Raw genomic sequence first — 26,659 nt, forward strand, 5'->3', positions numbered from 1 at the left:
CTTTTAAAAAAGAAGCCTCAACCAAACGATTTGACAGTGTAATTCTTTAGAAATGATTTTTTTTACTGTGAGTTTTATAGGGTGACTTAACGTAAGAGTATACTCTAAATTGGTTTGAAGGTCTTTCAAAAACTTCGTATACTCCCTTTTCTTTTCATCTATCTTCATCCTGTTGACCAAGGTTTTTTGGAATACGCCTCTTTCTCTTGTGATTACCATTCTCAAACAAAAATCAAAGGAAAATTGTGAGCTGCCTTAGTTCTTACGATAAGATGTTAACAAAATATTAAATTAAACAAAAAATGTAGTAAATTACTGATGAATTTTAACCTATTTATTAACGTAATTCTACATTTTATGAGACGAATTAAAATGGTCTCTGGTGCCTTAATTGTGCTTTTTGCCCTAAATGCATGTGATAAGGACTCCATTGACACACAGCAAACCCCGCAAACTACTATTGGAGAAACCGTTGAAGTATCTGAAGCCCCAAAACTGGTGGTAACAGAAGAAGTTACCGATGTGTTCAAAAGCAATTATTTTAATGTTGGAGAAATTAAGATTGTTGATTTCCACTTACCAGATGGCACAGTGGAGCAACGATATGGCATAGAAGATGACATTGCCATTTCCAGAGAACAATATGAGCATATTGCTTCTTTGGACCGGTCGGTAGGACAATATCACACCAACAACCTTGTAAATCCTCGTACATTGACAATCATTGGTTATACTGGTAGTCCATTTGCCCTTTCGAGCAAAGAACGTACAGCGTTACAGTGGGCCGTTAACAATTATAACCGATTGAATTTGAGTATAAGACTTGATTTGACCTTTGGAACCAACTTTGGCGATAAGGATATGGTAGTATATAACAATACAGTAAACAACCCTGGTGTGAGCGGGGGCGTAGCTGGTTTTCCAAGTGGTGGAAACCCTAACAAGTTCATTCAGATTTATGGGTTGAGCGGATTTTCAACAAATGTCAATGAGCATGTAATTACACACGAAATCGGACATTCGATTGGATTTAGACACACTGATTGGTTCAGCAGACAAAGCTGCGGTGAAAATATCAATGAAGGCGTGGCCCCTTTTGGAGCTAATCCAATTCCCGGAACACCTACAGGCTTTGACCCAACATCTCTCATGTTGGCTTGTTTTAACAGTGGGGTAGATGGTGAGTTCAATAACAATGATGTTATCGCCCTAAACTTTTTGTATTAAGAATTAGGCATTTTTGAACCATGGTGTTTTATTAACATATCATCACCACTAAACGGATAATTGGATTGATGAGGGGACTTTGAGTCCCCTCTTTTATTACCTCTATATGATTCTATGGTAAAGTAAAAAAACACCGAATTATTGGATAAATCCAAAGCAATTAAAAATATTCAAAACTCCGTCTAAGAAATTAACTGCGGGGAGATTTTATTAAATGAAGTCAAGAGAAAAAACGACAATTATATTCCCTAAACCCATCATTCTAGATGGTTACTATTGCTCCAAAAAGGATTCTTATGCCAAAAGAACCTTTTGGAGACATCTTATTCAATATTTAGGTAAATCTTTTTTAAAACCTTGTAGCACGCTCCAGAATTGAAAATTAGTAATACCAAGGGTTAGTATTTTTCATGTTTTTTGTTGCTTCATTTTAGGTCTGAAATTGTATTTTTCTTTCAAAACCATAGGAAGGTATGAGTTTGATAGAAATGAAGCATCTAAGATTAATAGATACAATCCACCAGGTAGGGTCGCTTAAAAACGCTGCAGAGAGATTATATCTAACACAATCCGCATTAAGCCACCAGCTCAAGGAACTTGAAAGTCGTCTAGAGACTAGGATTTTTCATCGAGTTAACAATAAGTTGGTTTTTACACCTTCTGGAAAAGCAATCAGGGATGCGGCCAAGGAGGTCCTTGAAAAGATGCAGGCTTTGGAAAATGCCATCCAAGAAACCAAGAAGGATAATCTCAAGGACTATATTCATGGATATTCCAAAGCCGAGACTGTACGATTGAACAATCAGGCCAAATCGGTCGAGCAGATACTGCATTGGGATTCGAAATGGGACAGCGGCTCATTGATTCTTGAGGCCGGTTGTGGTGTTGGGTCACAGACCATAATCATTGCTCGGCTAAATCCCGAATCACGTTTTGTCAGTGTGGACCTTTCTTCTAGGTCGCTAAAAAAAGCACAGGAGTCTATTGACCAAAACCAAATTGAAAACGTAGCCTTTCAGCAAGCTGATATTCTCAAACTTCCCTTTGAAGATGATTATTTTGACCATATTTTCTTGTGCTTTGTACTGGAACATCTCTCCAAGCCAATGGACGCCGTTCAAGAATTGAAACGGGTGCTAAAACCCAAAGGGACCATTACCCTTATAGAAGGTGACCACGGTTCCACCTATTTCTACCCTGATAGTATAAACGCCATGAAAGCTGTCGAGGCTCAAGTAAGACTACAAAAAATGAAAGGGGGCAATCCCAATATAGGTAGGGAACTATATCCCATACTTGATAAATCTGGATTCACGGATATTGTAGTATCACCCAGACAGGTATATGTGGATGATTCCAAACCTGAACTTGTGGAGGGATTCATTAAGAACACCTTTACGGCCATGATTGAAGGTATTTCGGATGAAGCACTTGCCCAAAAAATCATCGATAAAAAGGAGTTGGATTGCGGGATTGAAGACTTATATCGAACAGCTGATGGCGGGGGAACATTTTGTTATACTTTTTTCAAGGCACAGGCTAGTTTATAGCTCGGTTTTCGACAAAATCCATAACGGAGATTGAGCTATCTTTATTCTCGAATTTTCCATAACCGTAGTCCAGGCGATACGGTAGGTACGCAAATCACAAACCTTAGGGTAACGGTTTTTTATCTCTGGAAAAAGAAGCATAACTTCAATTTAAATGCTATTCAATTATTTAAAAACTTAGCTATAGAGAACAGTCACGAATCAACCATTACTTTAGGGCATAGTTGGAGTTTTTAGGATGTGTTTTTAAGTTGGACAGTCGTTTCAAAATTGGTAAACCTTCTTGCTGGAGAATACTTTGGAATAAACCTAAATATTATTGTATATTTGCACCACTGAACGGATAATGGTATTCATGAGGGGACTTCGAGTCCCCTCTTTTATTACTTGTATTTGATTCTATGCTGAAGGAAAAAGTCACAGAATTATTGGACAGGGCACTGGAAGAGCATCCTTCCTTATTCTTGATAGATTACACGGTAGGAGGTGATAATACTATCAAAGTGGTCATTGATGGTGATGAAGGAGTAAATTTGAAAGATTGCATGAATATCAGCCGTGCCATTGAGCATAACTTGGATAGGGAAGAAGAGGATTTTTCCTTGGAAGTGACCTCTGCGGGAGCCACTTCGCCACTTCAGCTACCAAGACAGTATAAGAAAAACTTGGGCAGAAAATTAAAGGTTAGGACTACCAATGGGGAGTTTGAAGGGAACCTGGCCCAAGTGACCGAAGCACACATTACCCTCGAATGGAAAGCCAGAGAGCCCAAACCTGTGGGTAAAGGAAAAGTTACGGTTCAGAAACAACAGGAGATTGTTTTTTCTGACATTGAAGAAGCGAAAGTTGTATTAAAATTTTAATTGTAGTTCAAAAATGGAAAACCTAGCGCTCATCGAATCCTTTTCGGAATTTAAGGACGATAAGTTTATTGATAGGGTTACCCTAATGGCAATTTTGGAAGAAGTGTTCCGAAGTGCCTTAAAGCGGAAATTTGGTTCTGATGAGAATTTCGATATCATCATCAACCCCGATAAAGGGGATTTGGAAATTTGGAGAAATCGTATTGTTGTTGAGGATGGAGCGGTTGAAGAACCCAATGAAGAGATTTCATTGAGCGAGGCAAGAAAGATTGAGCCTGATTTTGAAGTGGGGGAAGATGTGTCCGAGGAAGTAAAGTTGATGGATTTGGGACGTCGTGCTATTTTGGCCCTTCGTCAAAATCTTATTTCCAAGATTCATGAGCACGATAACACAACTATTTACAAGCAATTCAAAGACCTTGAAGGTGAGATTTACACTGCAGAGGTACACCATATTCGCCACAAGGCCATTATTTTGTTGGATGATGAAGGGAATGAAATCATTCTTCCAAAGGAAAAGCAGATTCCTTCCGACTTTTTTAGAAAAGGGGATAATGTGCGTGGGGTGATAGAAAGTGTCGAATTAAAAGGAAACAAACCGGCTATTATCATGTCGAGAACGTCTCCTTTGTTCTTGGAGCAATTGTTCTTCCAAGAAATTCCAGAAGTTTTTGATGGATTGATTACCATTAAAAAAGCAGTTCGTATTCCAGGTGAAAAGGCCAAGGTAGCGGTGGATTCCTATGATGATAGGATTGACCCGGTTGGTGCCTGTGTGGGTATGAAGGGTTCCAGAATCCATGGAATTGTCCGCGAATTGGGCAACGAAAACATAGATGTTATTAATTGGACCAATAATTCCCAATTGATGGTAACACGAGCTTTAAGTCCGGCAAGAGTATCTTCAGTTAAATTAAATGACGAGAAGAAAACAGCTCAGGTCTACCTAAAGCCAGAGGAGGTTTCCAAAGCAATAGGTAGGGGAGGTCACAATATTCGATTGGCCGGGCAACTGACGGGTTATGAAATTGATGTGTTCCGTGAAGGCGTAGAGGAAGATGTGGAATTGACCGAGTTTTCTGATGAAATAGAAAGCTGGGTTATTGAAGAGTTCAAAAAGATTGGACTGGATACGGCAAGGAGTGTATTGGAACAAGATGTTGAGGATTTAATAAAACGAACTGATTTAGAAGACGAAACCGTATATGATGTAGTTCGTATCCTCAAAGAAGAGTTTGAAGATTAAACTAGTATATTAGCACCGAATTAAAGGGCAGGAAAAAGTATTTATGGCAGGAAACCCAACAATACGACTTAATAAAGTTCTAAGAGAACTGAACATTTCATTGGATAGAGCAGTGGACCATCTGGCTTCAAAAGGCCATGATATAGATGCGCGTCCTACCACTAAAATCAGTAATGAGGTGTATCAGGTCTTGTTGGATGAATTCCAGACGGATAAGAGCAAAAAGGTTGCTTCGAAAGAAGTGGGGGAAGAAAAGCGAAAGGAGAAGGAAGCTCTTCGTATCCAAATGGAACAGGAACAGGAAGAACGCCGATTGGCTCGCGAGCGCAGAAATGCCGAGAGCCAGGTCATTAAGGCAAAGGCAGAACTTTCTGGACCAAAAACTGTGGGTAAGATTGATTTGGAAAGTAAACCTTCGACGCCAGAAAAGGTTGAAGAAGTCACACCGGTGGAAGAGACCAAGCCGGAAGTGGAAACTGTTCCAGAGCGGCAAGAGCCTGTAGCTAAAGAAGAGGCTCCAAAAAAAGAGCCTAAGGTTGAGGAAAAGCCCCAGGAGGAAGAAACCCCGGCTGAACCGGAAACCATCCAAACACAATACAAAAAGCTTTCTGGACCTAAAATAACTGGCGATAAAATTGATTTATCAAAGTTTGAAAGGCCTAAAAAGAAAAAAGAAGAGAGCAAAGACAATGCTTCCGCTGGAAATTCGGCTACGGACCGAAAAAAGCGAAGAAAGCGTATTGTCAGCAAAACAGGTCCTCAACCCGGAAACCGCAATGGAAATCGTGGTAATAATGGACAAAATAGAAGGGGAGGACAAAGAAGTACCGCTCCAAAGGTAGAGCCTACCGAAGAAGAAGTACAAAAGCAGGTTCGCGAGACCCTTGAAAAGTTGCAGGGAAAGACCAGCAAAGGAAAAGGAGCCAAATACCGAAGGGAGAAAAGAGATCAGCATAGGCAACAGACTGAAAAGGACCTCGAGCAACAAGAACTTGAGAGCAAAATCCTCAAGGTTACGGAGTTCGTTACCGTAAATGAAGTGGCCACAATGATGAATGTGTCAACAACTGATATTATTTCGGCATGTATGTCTTTGGGAATCATGATGACCATGAACCAAAGGTTGGATGCTGAAACACTTTCTATTGTTGCTGATGAGTTCGGATACCAAGTTGAATTCGTTACTGCAGAAATAGAGGAGTCCATTGAGGAAGTGGAGGATGCTCCAGAAGACTTGAAACCAAGGGCGCCTATTGTAACTGTAATGGGTCACGTAGACCACGGTAAAACGTCTTTGTTGGACTACATTCGAGAAGAAAATGTAATCGCCGGAGAAAGTGGTGGAATTACCCAACATATCGGGGCCTATGGGGTTACCTTGGAAGACGGTCAGAAAATCACATTTTTGGATACTCCAGGACACGAAGCCTTTACGGCGATGCGTGCACGTGGGGCGCAGGTAACAGATATTGCTATAATCGTGGTTGCTGCGGATGATGATATAATGCCTCAGACTAAGGAAGCCATAAGTCACGCACAGGCCGCAGGTGTTCCGATTGTATTTGCCATTAATAAGATAGATAAACCCACAGCCAATCCAGATAAGATTAAGGAAGGCTTAGCGTCTATGAATCTTTTGGTTGAAGATTGGGGAGGAAAAATACAGTCTCACGATATTTCTGCAAAAACAGGACAAGGGGTGAATGAACTCCTAGAAAAGGTATTATTGGAAGCAGAACTATTGGAACTTAAAGCAAATCCTGATAAACTAGCTTCAGGTACCGTAGTGGAAGCTTTCCTGGATAAAGGTAGAGGATATGTATCCACGGTATTGGTGCAAGCAGGAACCATCGAAATTGGAGATTATGTCTTGGCTGGTACGTGTAGCGGAAAGGTAAAGGCCATGCAGGATGAGCGTGGAAAAAATATCAAAAAGGTAGGTCCTGCTACTCCGGTATCCATTTTGGGTCTGGATGGGGCGCCTCAAGCGGGTGATAGGTTCAATGTACTGGATGATGAGCGCGAGGCCAAGCAAATAGCTGCCAAACGTTCGCAATTGCAACGAGAGCAATCCGTTCGTACACAACGTCATATTACCTTGGATGAAATTGGACGTAGAATCGCATTGGGCGACTTTAAAGAATTGAACATTATCCTTAAAGGTGATGTGGATGGTTCTGTTGAGGCGTTAACAGATTCATTCCAGAAGTTGTCCACTGATGAAATTCAAGTGAATATTATCCATAAGGCCGTAGGGGCCATTACCGAATCCGACGTTCTTCTGGCCAGTGCGTCAGATGCAATCATCATTGGATTTAACGTAAGACCTATGGGTAATGCGCGAGCCGTTGCGGACCGTGAGGAAATTGACATCCGTATGTATTCCATCATTTATGATGCAATCAATGATTTGAAGGATGCAATGGAAGGTATGCTATCCCCTGAAATCAAGGAAGAGATTACGGGTAACGCTGAAATTCGCGAAACCTTCAAGATTTCCAAGATTGGAACTATTGCAGGATGTATGGTGACCAGTGGAAAGATTTTCAGAAATTCCCAAATTCGATTGATACGGGATGGGGTAGTAATTCTTACTGGAGAACTGGCATCTTTAAAACGATTCAAAGACGATGTGAAAGAAGTCTCGAAAGGATATGATTGTGGACTTCAAATCAAGAATTATAATGATATAAAGGAAGGGGATATAGTAGAAGCCTTCCAAGAGGTAGCAGTCAAGAAAACACTGTAAAAAAGAAAATCCGCGAAAGCGGGTTTTTTTATTTTCTATCCTTTTTTTCTGGCTTTAACAGCATAGCATCAGGATACTTTTTTCGTACCTCCAAATATTTGCGTTCTGCTTCCAATTGAGTTCGAAACTTACCCAAACGTACCCGATATGTAGGGGATTCAAATTCTATTTTAGAGTACCAATCCGGGAAATCTTGTTCCACCTGTGTCTTCAGATTTTGAGCTTTCTGATAGCTCCCAAAACCCACTTGAATTTGGTAAAATTCCGCCTTTGAATTGACGTTTGCATACATTTTTAACAACTCATCAATTTTAGGGTCTTGTTCAATAGTGATACTACCATTTTGGGCGCAAACACTAGCACTGAAAACCGTTACAATCCCTAAAAACACTAGACTTTTCATAAGAAGGAGTTTTAATAAAATTTAGCGTGCACACAAATGTAAATTTTTAATAATTAAACAAGTAGCGACCTTATTATTTAGAATAATTATAAATTATGGTTTATAAATCCCTTAACATTTCAAAAAATCGCGCTATGTCTTACTTTTGTGTCCAATTTTTAATACGGAGAAACTCTCTCTTTATTGCTGTAAAGTAGAAAAAACCGTACCAAAAATTTCGACAGAAATTACGCAAGTATGAAAAAGGTTTTATACCGCCAACTATTAGTAAAAGCTTTAGGTCTTTCTTTCCTACTTTTTTCAACTTCATTTTATGCACAAGAGGAAACTGCGGCAGAAGAAACTGCTGTAGAGGAATCCAGTGCTGCTGGAGGTGATGCCGCCAAAGGAAAACAACTGTTCAATCAGAATTGTGCAGCTTGTCATGCTTTGAATCGAAAAATGACAGGGCCTGCATTAGCAAATGTGGAAACAAGGCTGTACGAAGATGAGGGATTGGACAAGGAATGGTTGTATGCATGGATCAAGAACAGTGCTGGAATGATTGCTTCTGGTGATGCTTATGCCAACAAGATATATGCAGAGTACAATCAAGCGGCTATGACCGCATTCCCAACCCTAAGCAATCAAGATATTGATGATATTTTGGCATATACCGCCGCGCCACCACCTGAGCCGGTAGTTGCTACTGTAGCTTCCGCCGATGGTGAAGGTGGAGGAGCCTCTGGTGGAATTTCGAATGAAATTATCCTTGGTGCTCTTGCCTTAGTTTTTGGTCTTTTGGTCATCATGTTGATTTTGGTCAACAATACCTTGCGACGCATTGCAGAGGCCAATGGTGTTGTATTGGAGAAGGCTAAAGCCGAAAAAAGGTTGCCGCTGTGGAAAGCCTTTGCACAAAATCAATTTTTAGTTTTGGTGAGTGCCATCTTTTTACTTTTGGCCAGTGCTTATTTTGCATATGGCTGGATGATGCAAGTTGGGGTGGACCAAGGGTATGCGCCGATTCAGCCAATACATTATTCACACAAAATACATGCGGGTGACAATAAGATAGAATGTAAATACTGTCACTCCTCGGCCAGAGTATCCAAGCATTCCGGAATTCCTTCTTTGAATGTTTGTATGAACTGTCACAAATCCATTTATGAGTATACCGGAAATCCGGAAGGGCCAAGTGATGAAGATTTGGCAAATGGCTACACCAACGAATTTTACACCGCTGAAATCAAGAAACTGTACAAAGCAGTAGGATGGGATGAGGAAAACCAACGTTACACAGGTGAATCCCAACCTGTGGAATGGGTGAGAATCCATAACCTTCCTGATTTTGCTTACTTCAACCACTCTCAACACGTTTCAGTTGCTGGCATTGAGTGCCAGACCTGTCATGGTCCCGTGGAGGAAATGGAAATTATGTACCAATATTCGCCACTTACCATGGGCTGGTGTATAAACTGTCATAGGGAAACCAATGTGAAAGTTGAGGGCAATGAATATTACGAAGCTATCCACGCCGAGCTTTCCAAAAAGTATGGTGTAGAGGAATTGACTGCCGCTATGATGGGTGGTCTGGAATGTGGAAAGTGTCACTATTAAAAAAGAAGATAAATCTCAGAGATATCGTATGGCATCAAACAAAAAATATTGGAAGAGCGAAGCGGAATTAAATCCGAACGATTCCATTGTTGAGACGCTAAGACAAAACGAATTCACGGAACATATCCCGGTTGATGAGTTTTTGGGAGACAAAGAAAATTTGTCTATTTCAACAACAAACCGAAGGGACTTTTTGAAATATGTTGGTTTTAGTACCGCTGCAGCAGCTGTGGCAGCTTGCGAAGGACCTGTGCATAAGTCGATTCCTTACGTTTTTCAACCTAATAATATAGTACCCGGAGTAGCCAATTACTATGCTACCACAATTGCAGATGGATATGACTTTGCCAGTATTTTGGTAAAGACTAGGGAAGGTAGACCCATCAAGATTGAAAATAACACGGATGCCAAGGTGAACGGAGGTGCAAATGCCAGGGTTCAAGCATCTGTATTGAGTTTGTATGATAGCACTCGGGTTCAAGGGCCTACTGCAAATGGAGAACCTGTAGAGTGGAAAGTTTTGGATGCCACAGTTAGGGCGAAATTGGGAAGTTTGGCCAATTCCAACAAACAAATTGCCTTGATGACCCAAACCTATGCGAGTCCATCTACCGCTCGTTTGATTGCTGAATTCAAAGAAAAATATCCTAATACCAACCATGTAGTTTACGATGCGATTTCAGAAGATGCTGCTTTGAATGCGTTCAATGCGATGCACGGGGAGAGGGCATTGGCAGACTACGATTTTGAAAAAGCTGAGCTAATTGTTTCCTTCGGTGCTGACTTCCTTGGAGATTGGCAAGGTGGAGGATATGATAGCGGTTATGCAAAGGGACGTGTTCCAAAAAATGGAAAAATGTCCAAGCATATCCAATTGGAAGGTAATATGTCCCTTACCGGTGCAAACGCCGATAAAAGGTATCCAATGACTTCTGCCAACCAAAAAATTGCTTTGGCCAAGTTATACGGTAAATTGAATGGGAGCAATGTTGGTGGTGGAACTTCGGATGTAGATGGAGCTGTTGATGCCATTTTAGCCCAAATACGCCAAGCGGGAAGCAAGGCGGTTGTGGTTACTGGATTGAATGATGTCAATGCACAAATGGTTGTTTTGGCTATCAACAAGTTGCTTTCAAGTGAGGCATTTGATTTTGAGAATCCAAAATTTGTTCGTCAAGGAGATTCTGCCAAGGTAGCCAAGTTGGTTGCAGATATGAATGCAGGAAGAGTAGGTGTCTTGATTACTGACGGTGTTAACCCAGCATATACTTTACCAAATGCCGAAGAATTTGTCAGCGGTTTGGAAAAAGTAGATGTTTCGGTAAGCTTTTCCTTTAATAATGATGAAACAGCTCAGGCATCTAAATATGTGGCTGCCTCTTCTCATTACTTAGAATCATGGGGAGATGTTGAGCTTAAAAAAGGACACTATAGTCTTACTCAGCCCGCTATTCGCGAGTTGTTTGATACAAGACAATTCCAAGCTGCCCTATTGACTTGGATGGGTAGTGATAAAACATATTACGATTATATTCGTGAGACTTGGGATACAGAAATTCTGCAAGGAGAAAGCTGGAACAAGGCATTGCAAGATGGTGTTTTTGCGGCAATGGCTCCCACTTTAGTGGATGAAGTTGCTCAAGAAACCGCTTCAGTTGAAGAAACGGAAGAAGTGGAATCTACCGTAGCACCAATTACCGCAGCAGTTCGTTCCTTGGTTAACTCTACAGGTAACGGTACCGAGTTAATTTTGTACTCTAAAGTAGGTATGGGTGACGGAAAACAAGCAACCAATCCATGGTTGCAAGAGTTTCCCGATCCAATCTCTAGAGTTTCATGGGATAACTATGTAACGGTTTCTAAAGCTGATGCCACTGAATGGGGCTTGGAAAATGAAAATGTGGCCAACGGAGGTTTGGATGGTAGCTACGTGAAGTTAACCGTGGATGGAACTGCTCTTGAGAACGTTCCTGTGATTATTCAGCCAGGTCAGGCACCCGGTACGGTTGGTCTTGCTTTCGGATATGGTAGACAAGCTGGAATGAAAGCCGAAATGGCCACTGGGGTCAACGCGTTTTCTTTATACAAAAACTTTGTCGAGACACAATCCGTAAGTATTGAAAAATCTTCTGGGATGCATGAGTTTGCATGTGTTCAGTTGCATAAAACCATGATGGGCCGTGGGGATATTATCAAAGAAACCACGCTGGAAATCTTCAACACAAAAGATAAGCACGAGTGGAACCATATTCCTGAGGTAAGCCTAAACCACCAAGAAATTCCGGTTACTTCTCCCGATGCTGATTTGTGGCAGGAATTTGACCGTTCTATTGGACACCACTTTAATATGTCCATTGATTTAAATGCCTGTACCGGTTGTGGAGCTTGTGTTATTGCTTGTCACGCAGAAAATAATGTTCCTGTTGTAGGGAAAGAAGAAGTTCGACGCTCAAGGGATATGCACTGGTTGCGTATTGATAGATACTATTCCTCAGAAGATACTTTTGAGCAGGATAATGAAAAGAAAGACAATCTTGAAGGACTTTGGGGTGATAACGGTGCTCTAGGTGGTTTTGGTGAGATGGAAGATCCATCTGCCAACCCGCAAGTGGCTTTCCAGCCTGTAATGTGTCAGCACTGTAATCATGCACCTTGTGAAACGGTTTGTCCGGTTGCTGCAACAGCGCACAGTAGACAAGGTCAAAACCATATGGCGTACAACCGCTGTGTGGGAACAAGATATTGTGCCAATAACTGTCCGTATAAAGTACGTCGCTTCAATTGGTTCTTGTATAGTGATAATGATGAGTTTGACTTCAACATGAACAACGATTTGGGTAAAATGGTAATTAACCCAGATGTCAACGTCCGTTCTAGAGGGGTCATGGAGAAATGCTCATTGTGTATTCAAATGACGCAAAAAACAATTTTGGATGCTAAGCGTGAAGGTCGAGTTATCAAGGATGGAGAATTCCAGACAGCGTGCTCATCTGCTTGTAGCTCCGGAGCTATCATTTTCGGAGATATTAACGACGAAGAGAGTAAGGTGGCGGAATTGAAGGAAGATGATAGAATGTATCACTTGTTGGAACATGTAGGAACCAAACCAAACGTATTTTATCACGTGAAAGTGAGGAATACAAACGAGGCATAATCAATAAATAAGAAAGTAACTATAAAATAAATTATGGCGTCGCATTACGAAGCACCTATTCGAAAGCCCCTAGTACTGGGAGATAAGGGATACCATGATGTAACTGTGGATATTGCCCGTCCTGTTGAAGGAAAGGCCAATAAACACTGGTGGATTGTATTCAGTATCGCTTTAGTAGCCTTTTTATGGGGTCTAGGTTGTATTATCTACACGATTTCAACCGGAATCGGAGTTTGGGGTCTCAACAAAACAGTAAACTGGGCTTGGGATATTACCAACTTCGTATGGTGGGTAGGTATTGGTCACGCAGGTACCTTGATTTCCGCTGTACTACTTTTATTTAGGCAAAAATGGAGAATGGCCATTAACCGTTCTGCAGAGGCGATGACCATTTTCTCGGTGATTCAAGCTGGATTGTTCCCCATTATTCACATGGGAAGACCTTGGTTGGCATATTGGGTATTGCCCATTCCAAACCAATTTGGTTCTCTATGGGTAAATTTCAATTCTCCATTGCTTTGGGACGTATTTGCGATTTCTACGTATTTATCGGTATCATTAGTATTCTGGTGGACAGGGTTGTTGCCTGACTTTGCCATGATTCGTGATAGAGCGGTAAAGCCGTTCCAAAAGAAAATATACAGCTTGTTAAGTTTCGGGTGGACTGGTAGAGCTAAAGACTGGCAACGTTTTGAGGAAGTCTCCTTGGTTTTGGCTGGTTTGGCTACACCACTTGTACTTTCCGTACACACCATTGTATCATTTGACTTTGCCACATCGGTAATTCCAGGATGGCACACTACCATTTTCCCACCGTATTTCGTTGCAGGTGCGATTTTCTCCGGATTCGCCATGGTACAAACGCTGCTCATTATTATGAGAAAAGTATGTAACCTGGAAGCTTATATTACGGTACAGCACATCGAATTGATGAACATTGTAATCATGATTACAGGTTCCATTGTAGGTTGCGCCTATATTACAGAGCTATTTATTGCATGGTATTCTGGAGTTGAATACGAGCAGTATGCCTTCTTGAATAGAGCTACCGGACCATATTGGTGGGCGTATTGGTCTATGATGACCTGTAATGTGTTCTCACCGCAGTTCATGTGGTTCAAAAAACTGCGAACTAGCATTATGTTCTCATTCTTTATTTCGATTATAGTAAATATTGGGATGTGGTTTGAGCGTTTCGTAATTATTGTTACTTCGTTGCATAGGGATTATTTGCCATCCTCATGGACAATGTTCTCTCCTACTTTTGTAGATATCGGAATATTCATTGGAACCATTGGATTCTTCTTCGTATTGTTCCTCTTGTATTCAAGAACATTCCCAGTAATAGCACAGGCAGAGGTAAAATCTATATTGAAATCTTCCGGAGAACGTTTCAAGGTACTTCGTGATGCAGGGAAACCATTATATACCAAGCCAACCAATGGTGTAATCATTGAAGTGGATGTCGAAGAAACTGAGGAGGAGACGGCAGAGGCTACTGGTGGTTTTTCAGGAGCACCGGTTATGCAACTGTTGAGTTCCATTGGTAGTTTTGATACCAACACTCAGAGTCCAGACGATTTGAAAAAAGTAAAAGGAATTGGTCCATTAATGGAAAAGACCTTGAATAAAATCGGAATTTTTTCCTTCCTTCAGGTAAGCAAGATGACTGAAAAAGAGTACAATCTTTTGGATTCCATTACGGGTTCATTCCCAGGAAGAGCACAACGTGATGATTGGGCTGGACAGGCAAAAGGATTAATCAATTTAGATAAGTAATCATGGCAGCAACAACATTCAAAGCGATATATAACGACGATGACGTGTTAATGAACGCTGTCAAAAAGATTCGTTCCGAAAAATACCATATCGAAGAAGTGTACACGCCCTTCCCTGTTCACGGTTTGGACAAGGCTATGGGGCTGGCGGATACGCGTATAGCTATCACTTCCTTTATGTATGGATGTTTGGGTCTTACGGTGGCCATTGTTATGATGAACTATATTATGATTGCCGATTGGCCCCAGGACATTGGTGGGAAACCTAGCTTTAGCTATTTGGAGAATATGCCGGCATTCGTGCCTATTATGTTTGAGATGACGGTTTTCTTTGCGGCACACCTTATGGTTATCACCTTTTACCTGAGAAGTAGAATGTGGCCCTTTAAAAAAGCGGAAAATCCTGATGTGAGAACTACGGATGACCACTTTTTAGTTGAAGTTGAAGTGGGTGATGATGAGGAAGCGTTAAAAAGTTTATTGTTGGAAACCGGTGCCGTAGAGGTACATGTTCCCAAAAAAAAGTAATATGATGATTAAAACTTTTGGTAAAGTACTTTTTGTTTTGGCTTTTGTTCTTCTATTGAGCTCATGTTTCAATAAGAACAGTCCAAATTACCAATACATGCCGAACATGTACGAATCTGTAGGGTATGAAACTTACGAAGGAGTGGATAATGGTCTTTTTCCTCAAGGAACCGAGGCTATGCTGCCGCCTGATAATACCATAAATAGAGAAACGCTACCTTACGAATTTGACAATAGCATTGAGGGAAAGGAATTGGCCAGATTGCAGCCTAGTCCTTTGGATTCTCTCCAAAAAGAAGGAAATCTAGCTAAAGGTAAAGAGCTCTACGATGTCTATTGTGCTATTTGCCACGGAAACAATGGTGCTGGTCAGGGGACTTTGGTAAAGCGCGAAAAAATATTGGGTGTACCTAGTTATGATGATGTTGCACGTAACATAACCGTAGGTAGCACATACCACACCATGTATTATGGATTGAATTCCATGGGTTCCTATGCTTCGCAGATGGAAAACGAAACAGAGCTATGGCAAGTAGCCGAATACGTGATGAAATTAAAGGAAGACCTAACAAAATAATTGGATAGCAGACTATGTACACGTTTTCAAATAGATTAAAACTAGGTTCTTACATTGCTATGGCCATCGGATTGATTTGCCTCGCAACGGGATTTCTTACAGCGCCTAGCAACGTGGAGGAAGCAAAAGCAATGGTAGCTTCGGCTCATGGTGATGGCCACGGAGGCCATGGAGAAGAAGCAGGTCATCATGGTGCGGAAGGAGAAAAGGAATATATGCAGGAGTCTGGTCACGGAGAGGAATCAGCACATGGTGGCTCTCACGATGCTTCGCATGATGAACATTTGTTGCACCAACTTCAGAACAGACCTTGGGCTGCATTGTACGTAGCTGCGTTTTTCTTCTTTATGATTGCCTTGGGAGTGTTGGCCTTCTACGCTGTTCAGCGAGCAGCACAAGCTGGATGGTCACCCTTACTTTTCAGGGTAATGGAAGGGATTACGGCTTACTTGGTGCCTGGAGGAATTATTGTATTTGTCATTTTGGTGTTGTCTGTTCTTCACATGAACCATATGTTCGTTTGGATGGACGCAGATGTGGTTGCCCATGATAAGTTGCTGCAAGGAAAAGCAGGATATTTGAACCCTACTTTCTTTTTGGTTAGAGCAGCTATTTTCTTGGGAGGATGGATTTTTTATAGAGAGTACTCGAGAAAATTATCCTTGGCACAAGATGAATCCGATGACAATTCAAATTTTGTAAAGAATTTTAGATGGTCTGCGGCCTTCTTGGTGTTTTACTTGGTAACGGAATCCATGATGTCATGGGATTGGATTATGAGTCTCGACCCTCACTGGTTCAGCACCTTATTTGGATGGTATGTGTTCGCAAGCATGTTTGTATCTGGAATTACAACTATTGCGATTATTACCATTTATTTAAAATCCAAAGGATATTTAGAGCAAGTGAATGATAGTCATATCCACGATTTGGCAAAATTCATGTTCGGTATCAGTATTTTCTGGACATACCTTTGGTTTGCTCAATTTATGTTGATTTGGTACGCAAACATTCCTGAAGAAGTAACCTATTTTGTCGCACGTTTCCAAGATTATCAATTACCTTTCCTTGGTATGGTCGCTATGAACTTTATTTTCCCATTGTTGGTGTTGATGAACAGCGATTACAAACGAGTGAATTGGTTCGTTATCATGACGGGAATTGTAGTGTTATTGGGCCACTATTTGGATGTTTTTGTAATGGTGATGCCGGCAACAGTTGGAGACCAATGGTATATAGGTTTACCTGAAATTGGTGGAATCCTGTTTTTTGGCGGGTTGTTCACTTTCTGGGTGTTTAACACTCTTACCAAAGTGCCGTTGCAACCAAAACGCAACCCGTTTGTTGAGGAAAGTAGACAATTTCATTATTAATACGATTTAAGTTTCTAGATAGATAACAATGACTGCATTATTAACATTGACCGTTTTAGTCCTGGTAGCAATCGCCATCTGGCAGATGACCAAGATTTTTGAATTGTCTCAACTCAAAACAGAGCAGGCTACGGCGGAAATTGCTACAGATTCTGACAATAAATACAATGGTTACTTATTGTTCGGTTTCCTGATATTTATATATGGAATAACAATTTTTAGTTTTGCGAAGTACACCAAAGTACTCCTTCCGGAAGCATCTTCTGCTCATGGAGGGGAGTACGATCAATTGATGTGGGTGTCTTTTGCCATTATCTTTTTTGTACAAACGATTACCCAAGCTTTATTGCACTATTTCGGGTATAAGTACCGTGGAGAAAAAGGGAAAAAGGCGCTGTTCTTCGCGGACAATGATCGTTTGGAATTTATTTGGACTATTATTCCTGTGATTGTTTTGGCGGGATTAATCCTTTGGGGATTATATACTTGGACAAACATCATGGATGTAAATGATGAGGATGACCCATTAATCGTGGAATTATATGCCCAGCAGTTTAACTGGACGGCACGATATGGGGGAGAGGATAATGTTTTAGGGAATGCAAGTGTGCGACTGATTGATATAAACAGAGCCAATGTTTTAGGATTGGATGAATCCGACCCTAATGCTTCGGATGATATTATTGTAAAGGAATTGCACTTGCCAGTTGGTCGTAAAGTTAACTTTATGATGCGTTCCCAAGACGTTTTGCATTCGGCGTATATGCCTCACTTTAGAGCTCAAATGAACTGTGTGCCTGGAATGATTACTCAGTTTTCGTTTACGCCAACTGTGACCACTGATGAAATTCGTTTGAATCCAGATGTAGTGGATAAGGTGAAACGCACCAATGCATTGAGAGCCAAATGGGCGGCAGAAGGAAGACCCGACTCAGACCCTTGGGAATTTGATTATGTGTTGTTATGTAACAAGATTTGTGGAAAATCACACTACAACATGCAAATGAAGATTATAGTGGAGACGGAGGAAGAATTTAATAAGTGGTTGTCGGAACAAACTACATTTAAGGAGACAGTTTCCGTAAATCCTTAATATCTTTATAGAAAGCTAGAAAAAGAAAAATAAATAATTAAAAATTAGGTTATGTCTGTAACAGCACATGCACCAGCCCACGTAGATGATCATGCACATGATGACCACGGTCATCACCATAAAGAGACTTTTGTAACCAAATATATATTTAGCCAAGATCATAAGATGATTGCAAAGCAATATCTTATTACAGGTCTTATCATGGGCTTTATAGGGATTGCTATGTCTCTTTTGTTTAGAATGCAGTTGGCTTGGCCCGGTGAATCTTTTCCAATTTTTGAGGCCTTGCTTGGAAAATGGGCTCCAGATGGCGTAATGGATGCGGACATTTATTTGGCATTGGTTACCATTCATGGTACCATAATGGTGTTCTTCGTATTAACCGCAGGTTTAAGTGGTACATTTAGTAACCTTTTGATTCCGTTGCAAATTGGAGCAAGGGATATGGCCTCAGGCTTTTTGAACATGCTTTCATACTGGATGTTCTTCATTTCTTCAGTGATTATGGTAATTTCCTTATTTGTGGAAGCAGGACCAGCAGCAGCAGGATGGACCATTTATCCACCCTTGAGCGCATTGCCAATGGCCCAGCCAGGTTCTGGAGCGGGGATGACGCTTTGGTTAGTCTCTATGGCCATCTTTATAGCATCGTCTTTATTGGGATCATTGAACTATATCGTAACAGTGCTCAATCTTAGAACAAAAGGAATGTCGATGACGCGTTTACCATTGACAATCTGGGCATTTTTCGTTACTGCCATTATCGGTGTGATTTCTTTCCCAGTATTGTTGTCTGCAGCCTTGTTGCTTATCATGGATAGAAGCTTCGGTACATCCTTCTTTTTATCCGATATTTTCATACAAGGAGAGGTATTGCACTACCAAGGAGGTTCACCTGTTTTATATGAACATTTGTTCTGGTTCTTAGGTCACCCTGAAGTATACATCGTATTGTTGCCTGCACTTGGAATCACTTCGGAAGTGATGTCTACCAACGCTAGAAAACCTATTTTCGGATATCGTGCTATGGTGGCATCTATATTGGCAATTGCATTCCTTTCTACCATTGTATGGGGACACCACATGTTCATCTCAGGGATGAATCCTTTCTTGGGATCGGTGTTCACCTTTACTACGTTGTTGATTGCAATTCCTTCGGCAGTAAAAGCATTTAACTATATAACCACCTTATGGAAAGGGAATCTGCAATTGAATCCGGCTATGCTGTTCTCAATTGGTTTGGTTTCCACGTTCATAACAGGAGGTCTTACCGGAATAATTCTGGGGGACAGTACTTTAGATATAAACGTTCACGATACCTATTTTGTAGTAGCTCACTTCCACTTGGTAATGGGTATATCGGCGCTTTATGGATTATTTGCTGGAGTCTACCATTGGTTCCCAAAGATGTTCCAAGGCCGTATGATGAACAAGAACCTGGGATATGTACATTTCTGGATAACCGCAATCTGTGCCTATGGGGTGTTCTTCCCAATGCACTTTGTCGGAATGGCAGGGGTGCCTCGTAGATATTATCAAAACACAGCTTTCCCAATGTTTGATGAATTGACCAACGTGCAAGTGCTAATGACCGTTTTTGCTATCATCGCGGGTCTAGCTCAGTTGGTCTTTGTATACAACTTTGTAAGAAGCATATTCTATGGAAAAAGAGGGCCTCAAAACCCTTGGGGGTCCAATACATTGGAATGGACTGCACCTCAAAAGCACATTCATGGAAACTGGCCTGGAGCAATACCTCATGTACACCGTTGGGCTTACGATTACAGTAAGACCTATGAAAACGGAGAGTACATAATTCCTGGACAGGATTTTGTGCCTCAGGATACGCCTCTTCAAGAAAATGAAGAAGAATTGAACCATTAAGTTCAATACCATAACAGTTTACAAAACCCATCCCTAAGGATGGGTTTTTTGTTTTAGCACTTTGGTATAGCTATTGTTGCATCAAATTATAATACCTTTAAGTGCCTATCAAAACGAACACCTATGAAGAAAGTATTTCTTTGCAGCTTGATATTGATTCCAATGTTGGTCATGTCTCAACGTAAACCAAAAATCAAAGGGAGTAGAATTGTGACAGAGGTGAATGAAGAATTACCTCCTTTCAATGCAATACAACTTAATGACAATTTGGATATTGTTCTTAAAAAGTCCTTTGGGCCAGGATATGAAATTATTGCGGATGATAACTTGATTGATATTTTAAAGTTTAAGGTGGAAGATAATACCTTGGTCATTACTTCGTTTTATACGGTCTCTTCCAAAAAACAATTCGATATAACGGTGAACTATACAGACCTTAAAGCAATTACGGCGAAAGAAGGGAGTATTGTGTCCAAAGAAATGATAAACAGTGATGAGCTTTTTGTTGACGGTTTTGCCAATACAAAGCTTACTTTGCAAGCTAGTGCGTCAGTAATGGACATTAACTTGGAGGATACTAGTAAATCCGAATTTAACTTAGATGTGGATTCCCTAAATGTGACCATGAACAAAAGGGCTGAAACCTATATTTATGCGGTTACTGATGCAAGCATGGTGAACTTGGAAGAAAATGCCTCGTTTACTTTTGAAGGAACTGCAGACAGAATGCAACTGGAAGTTATTGGGAATGCCAAGTATAAAGGGGAGCGAATGGAAGCAGGTTCGGTAAAGGCCAACCTGGAGGGTGCCGCCAATGTCAGAGTCAATTCCTATCGGGATTTGGAACTATCCTCAAAAGGAAACGCCAAAACACAGCTTTATGGAAATCCAAAAATCACAATTCTTGAGTTTTTGGATACCTCTCAATTGATTAAGAAAACGGAATGAACATTTACTGGGCTATGGGAGCGCTCATGCAATGTTTAGGTATTCCAAAACCATCCACCAACACTTCAATATGAGGCCTTAGTTCAGTACAAAGACGTTCAACTCGCTGTCTGATTGCTTTGGACTTAGTACTTCCAATATAACCTTGCTCCAAATACCATCGCGCTTCGCTATTGATTTCGTCAAGAGCATATAACGTTCCCAATTTTTCAAGAAGAGATTTATACTCCTCATCCTGAATCGACTCACAAAAATTGGAATACGTATTATATGCCAACTCTACACTGTAAGCTTTCCCAAGTGCAATCAAATGGGTTTGCACCTTTAGAAAAGCTTGATATGCCGGAATTCCTTTTTTAATGTAATTACGTATCCGCATTGCTAGAGTGTAGGTCAATCTTCGAGTTCTGTACTGAAAAGCATGCTTATGGAATTTAGGATTGTAGAGGTGGTCTGCGTCCACTTTATTGGCATATACTGGATTCAAAGTATTCCATCGGTCTGATAGTTGGGTGCGAAGCAGTTTAAGGACCGAAGCAAAACCAGCGCTGTTGAATTCGGCCTTAAAATCGGATAGGACCCCTTTTGCCGCCAGCTGCAACAATACCGTGTTGTCGCCCTCGAAAGTAGTAAAGATGTCCACATCGCCTTTGGAATCACCAATTAGGTTTTCCAACAAATACCCCTTTCCGCCACAAGCTTCCCTGCATTCTTGAATAGTAGAGTTACCGAACCAGGTAATGATTGATTTTAAACCTGCCACCTGAGTTTCGATTTCCCTCTTATCCGTTTGTGATTCGTCACTATAGGATTGCATCATCTCTTCTAAAGTGACATGATATACATAGGCGCTTGCAATGGCAGGGGTCAAGCGTACCTGATGTGTTGGATAATCCATTATCAAGTCCTCTTGAATTTTGACATTGTCATTGAATTGCCGTCGATTCAGGGCATGTTTTACAGCAATGGCCAAAGCCATTTTAGCCCCTCCCAGCGCACCACGCGCCACACAGATTCTACCACCTACCAAAGTGCCCAACATAGTGAAAAAACGTTTGTTCGGATTTTTAATGGGGGAAGAGTATTCACCTTTATCGGTTATACTGCCGTACTTGTCCAAGAGGTTTGCTCTGGGTACTCGCACTTGATTGAACCATATTTTTCCATTATCAACACCATTCAGTCCTATTTTGTATCCATTGTCTTCAATAGTTATTCCATCAAAAACTTCATGCTTTTCATTTCTAAGGGGAACAAGAATAGCATGAACCCCTTCATTTTTTCCATCAACAATTAACTGGGCAAAAACGGTTGCTATTTTGGAATGCAAAGCATTTCCAATGTATTCTTTGTTATCATTTTTTCCGGGGGTGTGAATTACGATTTCATCCGTTTCTCTATCATATGTGGCGGTGGTTCGTATACCGCGTACATTGGAACCATGGCCGGTTTCCGTCATAGCGAAACAACCTAACAATTCAGCAGTTCCTGCATCCTCTAAATAAAGGTCGTGATGGCGTTTGGTTCCGAGCTTTTGGATGCTACCACCAAAAAGTCCAAATTGAACCCCAAACTTTACGGCTAAACTCCCATCAACAAACATCAAATGTTCAAAAATAGCTCCATAGGCAGGCATATTCCCTTTACCTCCATATTCTGAAGGATAAGCATAAGCTCCGTAACCATGCTTACCCAACAAGCTAACCTGTTTCAGCACCCTATTGCGGTAATCCTCCTTATTGCGTAAAACTTGTCCATTGAAAACGTCTTGATTCAAGAAATCCCGAAAACTATCCACAGAAGCCGTATGTTGGCCTTTTAATAGGGCATCCAAAACACGGGCGTCATATTGTTTCGAAGTTTTCTCATGTACAACTTCTACATCAAACAAATGATTATAATGATTGGGTTGAATACCAAGGTTGAGTTCAATGTTTTTTAAATAATCATTGAATTCACATTCACCACAATACGTATTTCCCAGCCTTTGACTCAAAGAAGTAAGTGGATAGGTGTCACTTTCAATAAGCTTAATTTTGGAATTGGAAATGGTTTGCTTCCAGTTTTTGAATTCATCTTCAGGAGGTGGATTATTCCGGTCCAACCATTCCAATAACTGTTCTTTCTCGTTTTCAGAGAGGTGGGTGTCATCGTTAATCGTTTTTTGAATTACCGAGATTTCGGAAGCAGAAAGCAAATCGTCCGACCAAATGACATAAAAGAATGGGATATACTGTAAAATTCCTGGAGAGTAATCTACTACTATCATAAAGTTTAGAATGAAGCTGAACGTATCAGACTTTTGATGTATCTAAGTTAAGTCTTAGATTTTGAAAAAGGAATCAATTGTTGATGTGTTCTTAGATTTGCTCAAAACAGTTTTAGGCGCATTTCGTTTTCAACTATATTTGTTTGAAGATGAATGAGAATTTAGACCCAACATCCGAAGGCTTTTCCCAAGAAGAACTTGATATTGAAAGAGCATTGCGCCCCATCACTTTTGATGATTTCACGGGACAAGAGCAGGTTTTGGAGAATTTGAAGGTTTTTGTACAAGCTGCCAACCTTAGAGGAGAAGCTTTGGACCATACCTTGTTCCACGGTCCACCAGGACTGGGCAAAACTACCCTGGCCCACATTTTGGCCAATGAGTTGGGGGTTGGAATCAAGATTACTTCGGGCCCTGTGCTGGATAAACCCGGTGATTTGGCAGGTTTGCTTACCAATTTGGAAGAACGGGATGTCCTTTTTATTGATGAAATTCACAGATTGAGCCCCATTGTTGAAGAATATCTCTATTCTGCAATGGAGGACTATAAAATTGATATCATGATTGAGACAGGCCCCAATGCACGTACCGTTCAAATCAATTTAAGTCCTTTTACCTTGGTAGGCGCTACCACACGTTCTGGGTTGTTAACCGCCCCTATGCGTGCCCGTTTTGGGATTCAGAGTCGGTTACAATACTACAACACCGAGCTGCTATCAACAATAGTGGAACGTAGTGCGGATATTCTGAAGGTACCCATAACTAATGAGGCGGCGATAGAAATTGCAGGAAGAAGTCGAGGTACCCCCCGTATTTGTAATGCTCTGCTTCGTCGAGTTCGGGATTTTGCGCAGATTAAGGGAGACGGAAACATTGATTTGAATATTTCCAAATTTGGTTTGAAAGCACTGAACGTAGACGCCCATGGATTGGATGAGATGGACAACAAGATTCTAAGCACCATCATTGATAAGTTTAAAGGTGGACCAGTTGGAATTACCACTTTGGCCACGGCAGTATCAGAAAGTGCCGAAACTATTGAAGAGGTCTATGAACCCTTTTTAATTCAGCAAGGCTTTATTATGCGAACCCCTCGTGGTAGGGAAGTAACTGAATTGGCCTATAAACATCTGGGTCGAATAAAAGGAGGGACGCAAGAAGGACTGTTTGGATGAAAAAACTACCCCACGTTTCTGCGCTTAAAGTATTAAAGAACAGCAGGCAAATTCTTAAGAATCCACTTCCCTTTCATTATGAGAATTTTGAAAAACTAGGCGATACCTTCCGGATTTCAATTCCAGGAGAGGGGAAGGTAATTTTTTCAAGAGACCCGGAATGGGTAAAACAGGTGCTTCAAAAAAAACACCGGTCATATTCCAAATCCAAGCTTCAAACCAAAGATTTGGCAAAATACATTGGTTATGGTCTCCTAACTTCCGAAGGGGAACATTGGCGCACACACCGTAGAATGATTCAACCTGCCTTTCATCGTCAAAAGTTGAAAGGACTACTGAGCATTATGCACAAAGCTATTGTGGATGAGTTGGAACGCATTGCGCCAAATACGGACGAAGATGTTTTTGACAAAATGGGTGATTTGGCTTTTCAAGTAGTGGCAAAATCCCTTTTTAGCAGCAACGATATCCGCGAATCCATGTCGGAGCTCAAATCCATTACGGAGGAGAACCAAAGGATGTTAATAAAGGAAATGCGAAGACCCTATCTTAAGACATGGTTCGGATGGTCGGGTGAAATCAAGAAACATTTGGATGAAGCGAAGCGCGGTCGGGATTTGCTCAATGATTTGATTGAAGAAAGATTAAAAGAAGAAGAGCGCAATAGTTTTGATTTATTGGACATGTTGTTGGAAGCTACCTATGAGGATGGAACAAAAATGTCGAGAAAACAATTGATAGATGAAGTGCTGATACTCTTTACCGCGGGACACGAGACTACGGCAAACGCCCTATCTTTCCTCTTATATTTTTTGGCAAAAGATGAAAACCTTCAAGAGTCCCTGCACCAAGAAGTTACTTCGCATAAATCAGGTAAATTCTCTTTTGAGGACATGCCTAAGTTTCCTTTGGCGCAATCTTGTATTAAGGAAACCATGCGGATTTACCCTCCTGCATACTTCATAGATCGAGTAGCAATCGAAGAAACCGAAATAGGCTCGTTCAATCTAAAGAAAGGAACATTGGTGTTGCTTTCTATTTATGAATTGCATAGGCATAAATCCTTTTGGAAGGATGCCGAGCACTTCGTTGCTGACCGTTTTGTGGATTTGGATATGAAACAGGCCGCGGATTATTATTATCCATTTGGTGCAGGCCCAAGAATGTGCATCGGAAATGCCTTTGCCGACTACGAAATGCTGATGGTATTGATTGAAATTGTGAAGAAATATCATATTACAACCAAGATGGACAAGGTAGAAATCAACCCTATGATTTCGCTTAAACCCAAAGAAGTAGTCTTGAATTTTAAACCAAGATAAATGTCAAAATCCCGTTATACAAAACTGATTAGGGACGAAGCGAAGCGTCTCGGTTTTTTGTCTTGTGGGATTTCCAAAGCTGAATTTTTGGAGGAGGAAGCCCCACGACTTGAAAAGTGGCTCAATGCTAACATGCATGGCGAAATGACCTATATGGAGAATCATTTTGATAAGCGTCTTGACCCTACCAAATTGGTTGAAGGCTCCAAATCGGTCATCTCGTTACTGTTGAATTACTTTCCATTGGAGGAACAAAATCCCAATTCCTACAAAATCTCAAAATATGCATATGGAACCGATTATCATTTTGTGATAAAGGACAAGCTAAAGCAATTACTTCATTGTATCCATGAAGAAATCGGGGAAGTGAATGGAAGGGCTTTTGTTGATTCTGCTCCAGTAATGGACAAAGCATGGGCGGCTAAAAGTGGTTTGGGATGGATGGGTAAGCATAGCAACTTATTAACTCAGCAAGTAGGTTCTTTCTATTTTATAGCCGAATTAATTGTTGACCTGGAATTGGAATACGACCTTCCTGTAACGGACCATTGCGGAACGTGCACGGCCTGTATTGATGCTTGTCCTACGGAAGCCATTGTGGAACCTTATGTGGTGGATGGTAGCAAGTGCATATCCTATTTTACGATTGAACTGAAAAGCGAAATCCCGACCGAGTTTGAAGACAAATTTGAAGATTGGATGTTCGGGTGTGATGTGTGCCAAGACGTGTGCCCATGGAACCGTTTTTCAAAACCCCATAGTGAACCCCTGTTCAATCCAACTCCAGAGCTGCTTTTCTTCTCGAAAAAAGACTGGGAGGAAATTACCGAGGACGTTTTCAAAAAAATCTTTAAAAAGTCACCTGTGAAAAGAACAAAATTCTCTGGACTTAAAAGAAACATTGATTTTGTAAAATAGGAT

General features: G+C 40.9%; 18 protein-coding genes and 1 pseudogene. 17 read left to right on the forward strand and 2 right to left on the reverse strand.

Going from position 1 to position 26,659, the window contains the following annotated elements:
- Nucleotides 1-357: 357 nt before the first annotated feature.
- From CLV81_RS08435 to infB, 5 genes and pseudogenes are all read left to right on the forward strand, one after another.
- Complete coding sequence (locus tag CLV81_RS08435; RefSeq protein ID WP_106144579.1) at nt 358-1,227, forward strand: M57 family metalloprotease; 870 nt, start codon at nt 358-360, stop codon at nt 1,225-1,227.
- Nucleotides 1,228-1,715: 488 nt separating this feature from the next.
- A pseudogene (locus CLV81_RS08440) lies at nt 1,716-2,531 on the forward strand (methyltransferase domain-containing protein); the annotation flags it as partial.
- 647 nt (nt 2,532-3,178) lie between these two features.
- A complete protein-coding gene (gene rimP, locus CLV81_RS08445) occupies nt 3,179-3,640 on the forward strand; it encodes a ribosome assembly cofactor RimP (protein WP_106144581.1) in 462 nt (153 codons plus the stop codon).
- 13 nt (nt 3,641-3,653) lie between these two features.
- Complete coding sequence (gene nusA / locus CLV81_RS08450; RefSeq protein ID WP_106144582.1) at nt 3,654-4,886, forward strand: transcription termination factor NusA; 1,233 nt, start codon at nt 3,654-3,656, stop codon at nt 4,884-4,886.
- A gap of 43 nt (nt 4,887-4,929) precedes the next feature.
- Entirely contained in the window at nt 4,930-7,635 is a 2,706-nt protein-coding gene (infB, locus tag CLV81_RS08455) for a translation initiation factor IF-2 (protein ID WP_106144583.1), read from the forward strand.
- Nucleotides 7,636-7,663: 28 nt separating this feature from the next.
- On the opposite strand, the gene CLV81_RS08460 is transcribed toward infB, so the two are convergent.
- On the reverse strand, nt 7,664-8,038 hold the full coding sequence (locus CLV81_RS08460) for an SPOR domain-containing protein (protein WP_106144584.1): 375 nt from the start codon (nt 8,036-8,038) through the stop codon (nt 7,664-7,666).
- Nucleotides 8,039-8,275: 237 nt separating this feature from the next.
- Here CLV81_RS08460 and CLV81_RS08465 point away from each other — a divergent pair, with 237 nt between their 5' ends.
- From CLV81_RS08465 to CLV81_RS08505, 9 genes are all read left to right on the forward strand, one after another.
- Nucleotides 8,276-9,637: a c-type cytochrome gene (locus tag CLV81_RS08465; RefSeq protein ID WP_106144585.1), complete on the forward strand. Its 1,362-nt coding sequence runs from the start codon at nt 8,276-8,278 to the stop codon at nt 9,635-9,637.
- A gap of 28 nt (nt 9,638-9,665) precedes the next feature.
- Complete coding sequence (locus CLV81_RS08470) at nt 9,666-12,791, forward strand: TAT-variant-translocated molybdopterin oxidoreductase (RefSeq protein WP_106144951.1); 3,126 nt, start codon at nt 9,666-9,668, stop codon at nt 12,789-12,791.
- A 33-nt stretch (nt 12,792-12,824) separates the two neighbouring features.
- Nucleotides 12,825-14,570, forward strand: coding sequence for an NrfD/PsrC family molybdoenzyme membrane anchor subunit (nrfD, locus tag CLV81_RS08475; RefSeq protein ID WP_106144586.1), 1,746 nt, complete (start codon nt 12,825-12,827; stop codon nt 14,568-14,570).
- A gap of 2 nt (nt 14,571-14,572) precedes the next feature.
- A complete protein-coding gene (locus CLV81_RS08480; protein WP_106144587.1) occupies nt 14,573-15,097 on the forward strand; it encodes a DUF3341 domain-containing protein in 525 nt (174 codons plus the stop codon).
- Nucleotides 15,098-15,101: 4 nt separating this feature from the next.
- Nucleotides 15,102-15,674: a c-type cytochrome gene (locus CLV81_RS08485; RefSeq protein ID WP_417935421.1), complete on the forward strand. Its 573-nt coding sequence runs from the start codon at nt 15,102-15,104 to the stop codon at nt 15,672-15,674.
- 14 nt (nt 15,675-15,688) lie between these two features.
- Nucleotides 15,689-17,047: a quinol:cytochrome C oxidoreductase gene (locus CLV81_RS08490; RefSeq protein WP_106144589.1), complete on the forward strand. Its 1,359-nt coding sequence runs from the start codon at nt 15,689-15,691 to the stop codon at nt 17,045-17,047.
- 28 nt (nt 17,048-17,075) lie between these two features.
- Nucleotides 17,076-18,140, forward strand: a complete 1,065-nt coding sequence (locus tag CLV81_RS08495; protein ID WP_106144590.1) for a cytochrome c oxidase subunit II — start codon at nt 17,076-17,078, stop codon at nt 18,138-18,140.
- Nucleotides 18,141-18,191: 51 nt separating this feature from the next.
- Nucleotides 18,192-20,024, forward strand: a complete 1,833-nt coding sequence (locus CLV81_RS08500; protein WP_106144591.1) for a cytochrome c oxidase subunit I — start codon at nt 18,192-18,194, stop codon at nt 20,022-20,024.
- Between the two features lie 123 nt (nt 20,025-20,147).
- Complete coding sequence (locus CLV81_RS08505) at nt 20,148-20,972, forward strand: GIN domain-containing protein (protein ID WP_106144592.1); 825 nt, start codon at nt 20,148-20,150, stop codon at nt 20,970-20,972.
- Nucleotides 20,973-20,976: 4 nt separating this feature from the next.
- Here the strand turns inward: CLV81_RS08505 and CLV81_RS08510 are convergent, their stop codons facing one another.
- Nucleotides 20,977-23,241, reverse strand: coding sequence for an acyl-CoA dehydrogenase family protein (locus CLV81_RS08510; protein WP_106144593.1), 2,265 nt, complete (start codon nt 23,239-23,241; stop codon nt 20,977-20,979).
- 149 nt (nt 23,242-23,390) lie between these two features.
- Between CLV81_RS08510 and ruvB the strand changes: the two genes are divergently transcribed.
- From ruvB to queG, 3 genes are read left to right on the forward strand one after another with little or no spacing between them, the layout of a single operon-like run.
- Nucleotides 23,391-24,416, forward strand: a complete 1,026-nt coding sequence (ruvB, locus tag CLV81_RS08515; RefSeq protein WP_106144594.1) for a Holliday junction branch migration DNA helicase RuvB — start codon at nt 23,391-23,393, stop codon at nt 24,414-24,416.
- Nucleotides 24,413-25,738, forward strand: a complete 1,326-nt coding sequence (locus CLV81_RS08520; RefSeq protein ID WP_106144595.1) for a cytochrome P450 — start codon at nt 24,413-24,415, stop codon at nt 25,736-25,738. Before ruvB ends, CLV81_RS08520 begins: the two co-directional genes overlap by 4 nt.
- Nucleotides 25,739-26,656: a tRNA epoxyqueuosine(34) reductase QueG gene (queG, locus tag CLV81_RS08525; protein WP_106144596.1), complete on the forward strand. Its 918-nt coding sequence runs from the start codon at nt 25,739-25,741 to the stop codon at nt 26,654-26,656.
- Nucleotides 26,657-26,659 lie beyond the last annotated feature (3 nt).

Origin of the sequence: Flagellimonas meridianipacifica (genome assembly GCF_003001695.1) — a bacterium.
GTDB lineage: Bacteria > Bacteroidota > Bacteroidia > Flavobacteriales > Flavobacteriaceae > Flagellimonas > Flagellimonas meridianipacifica.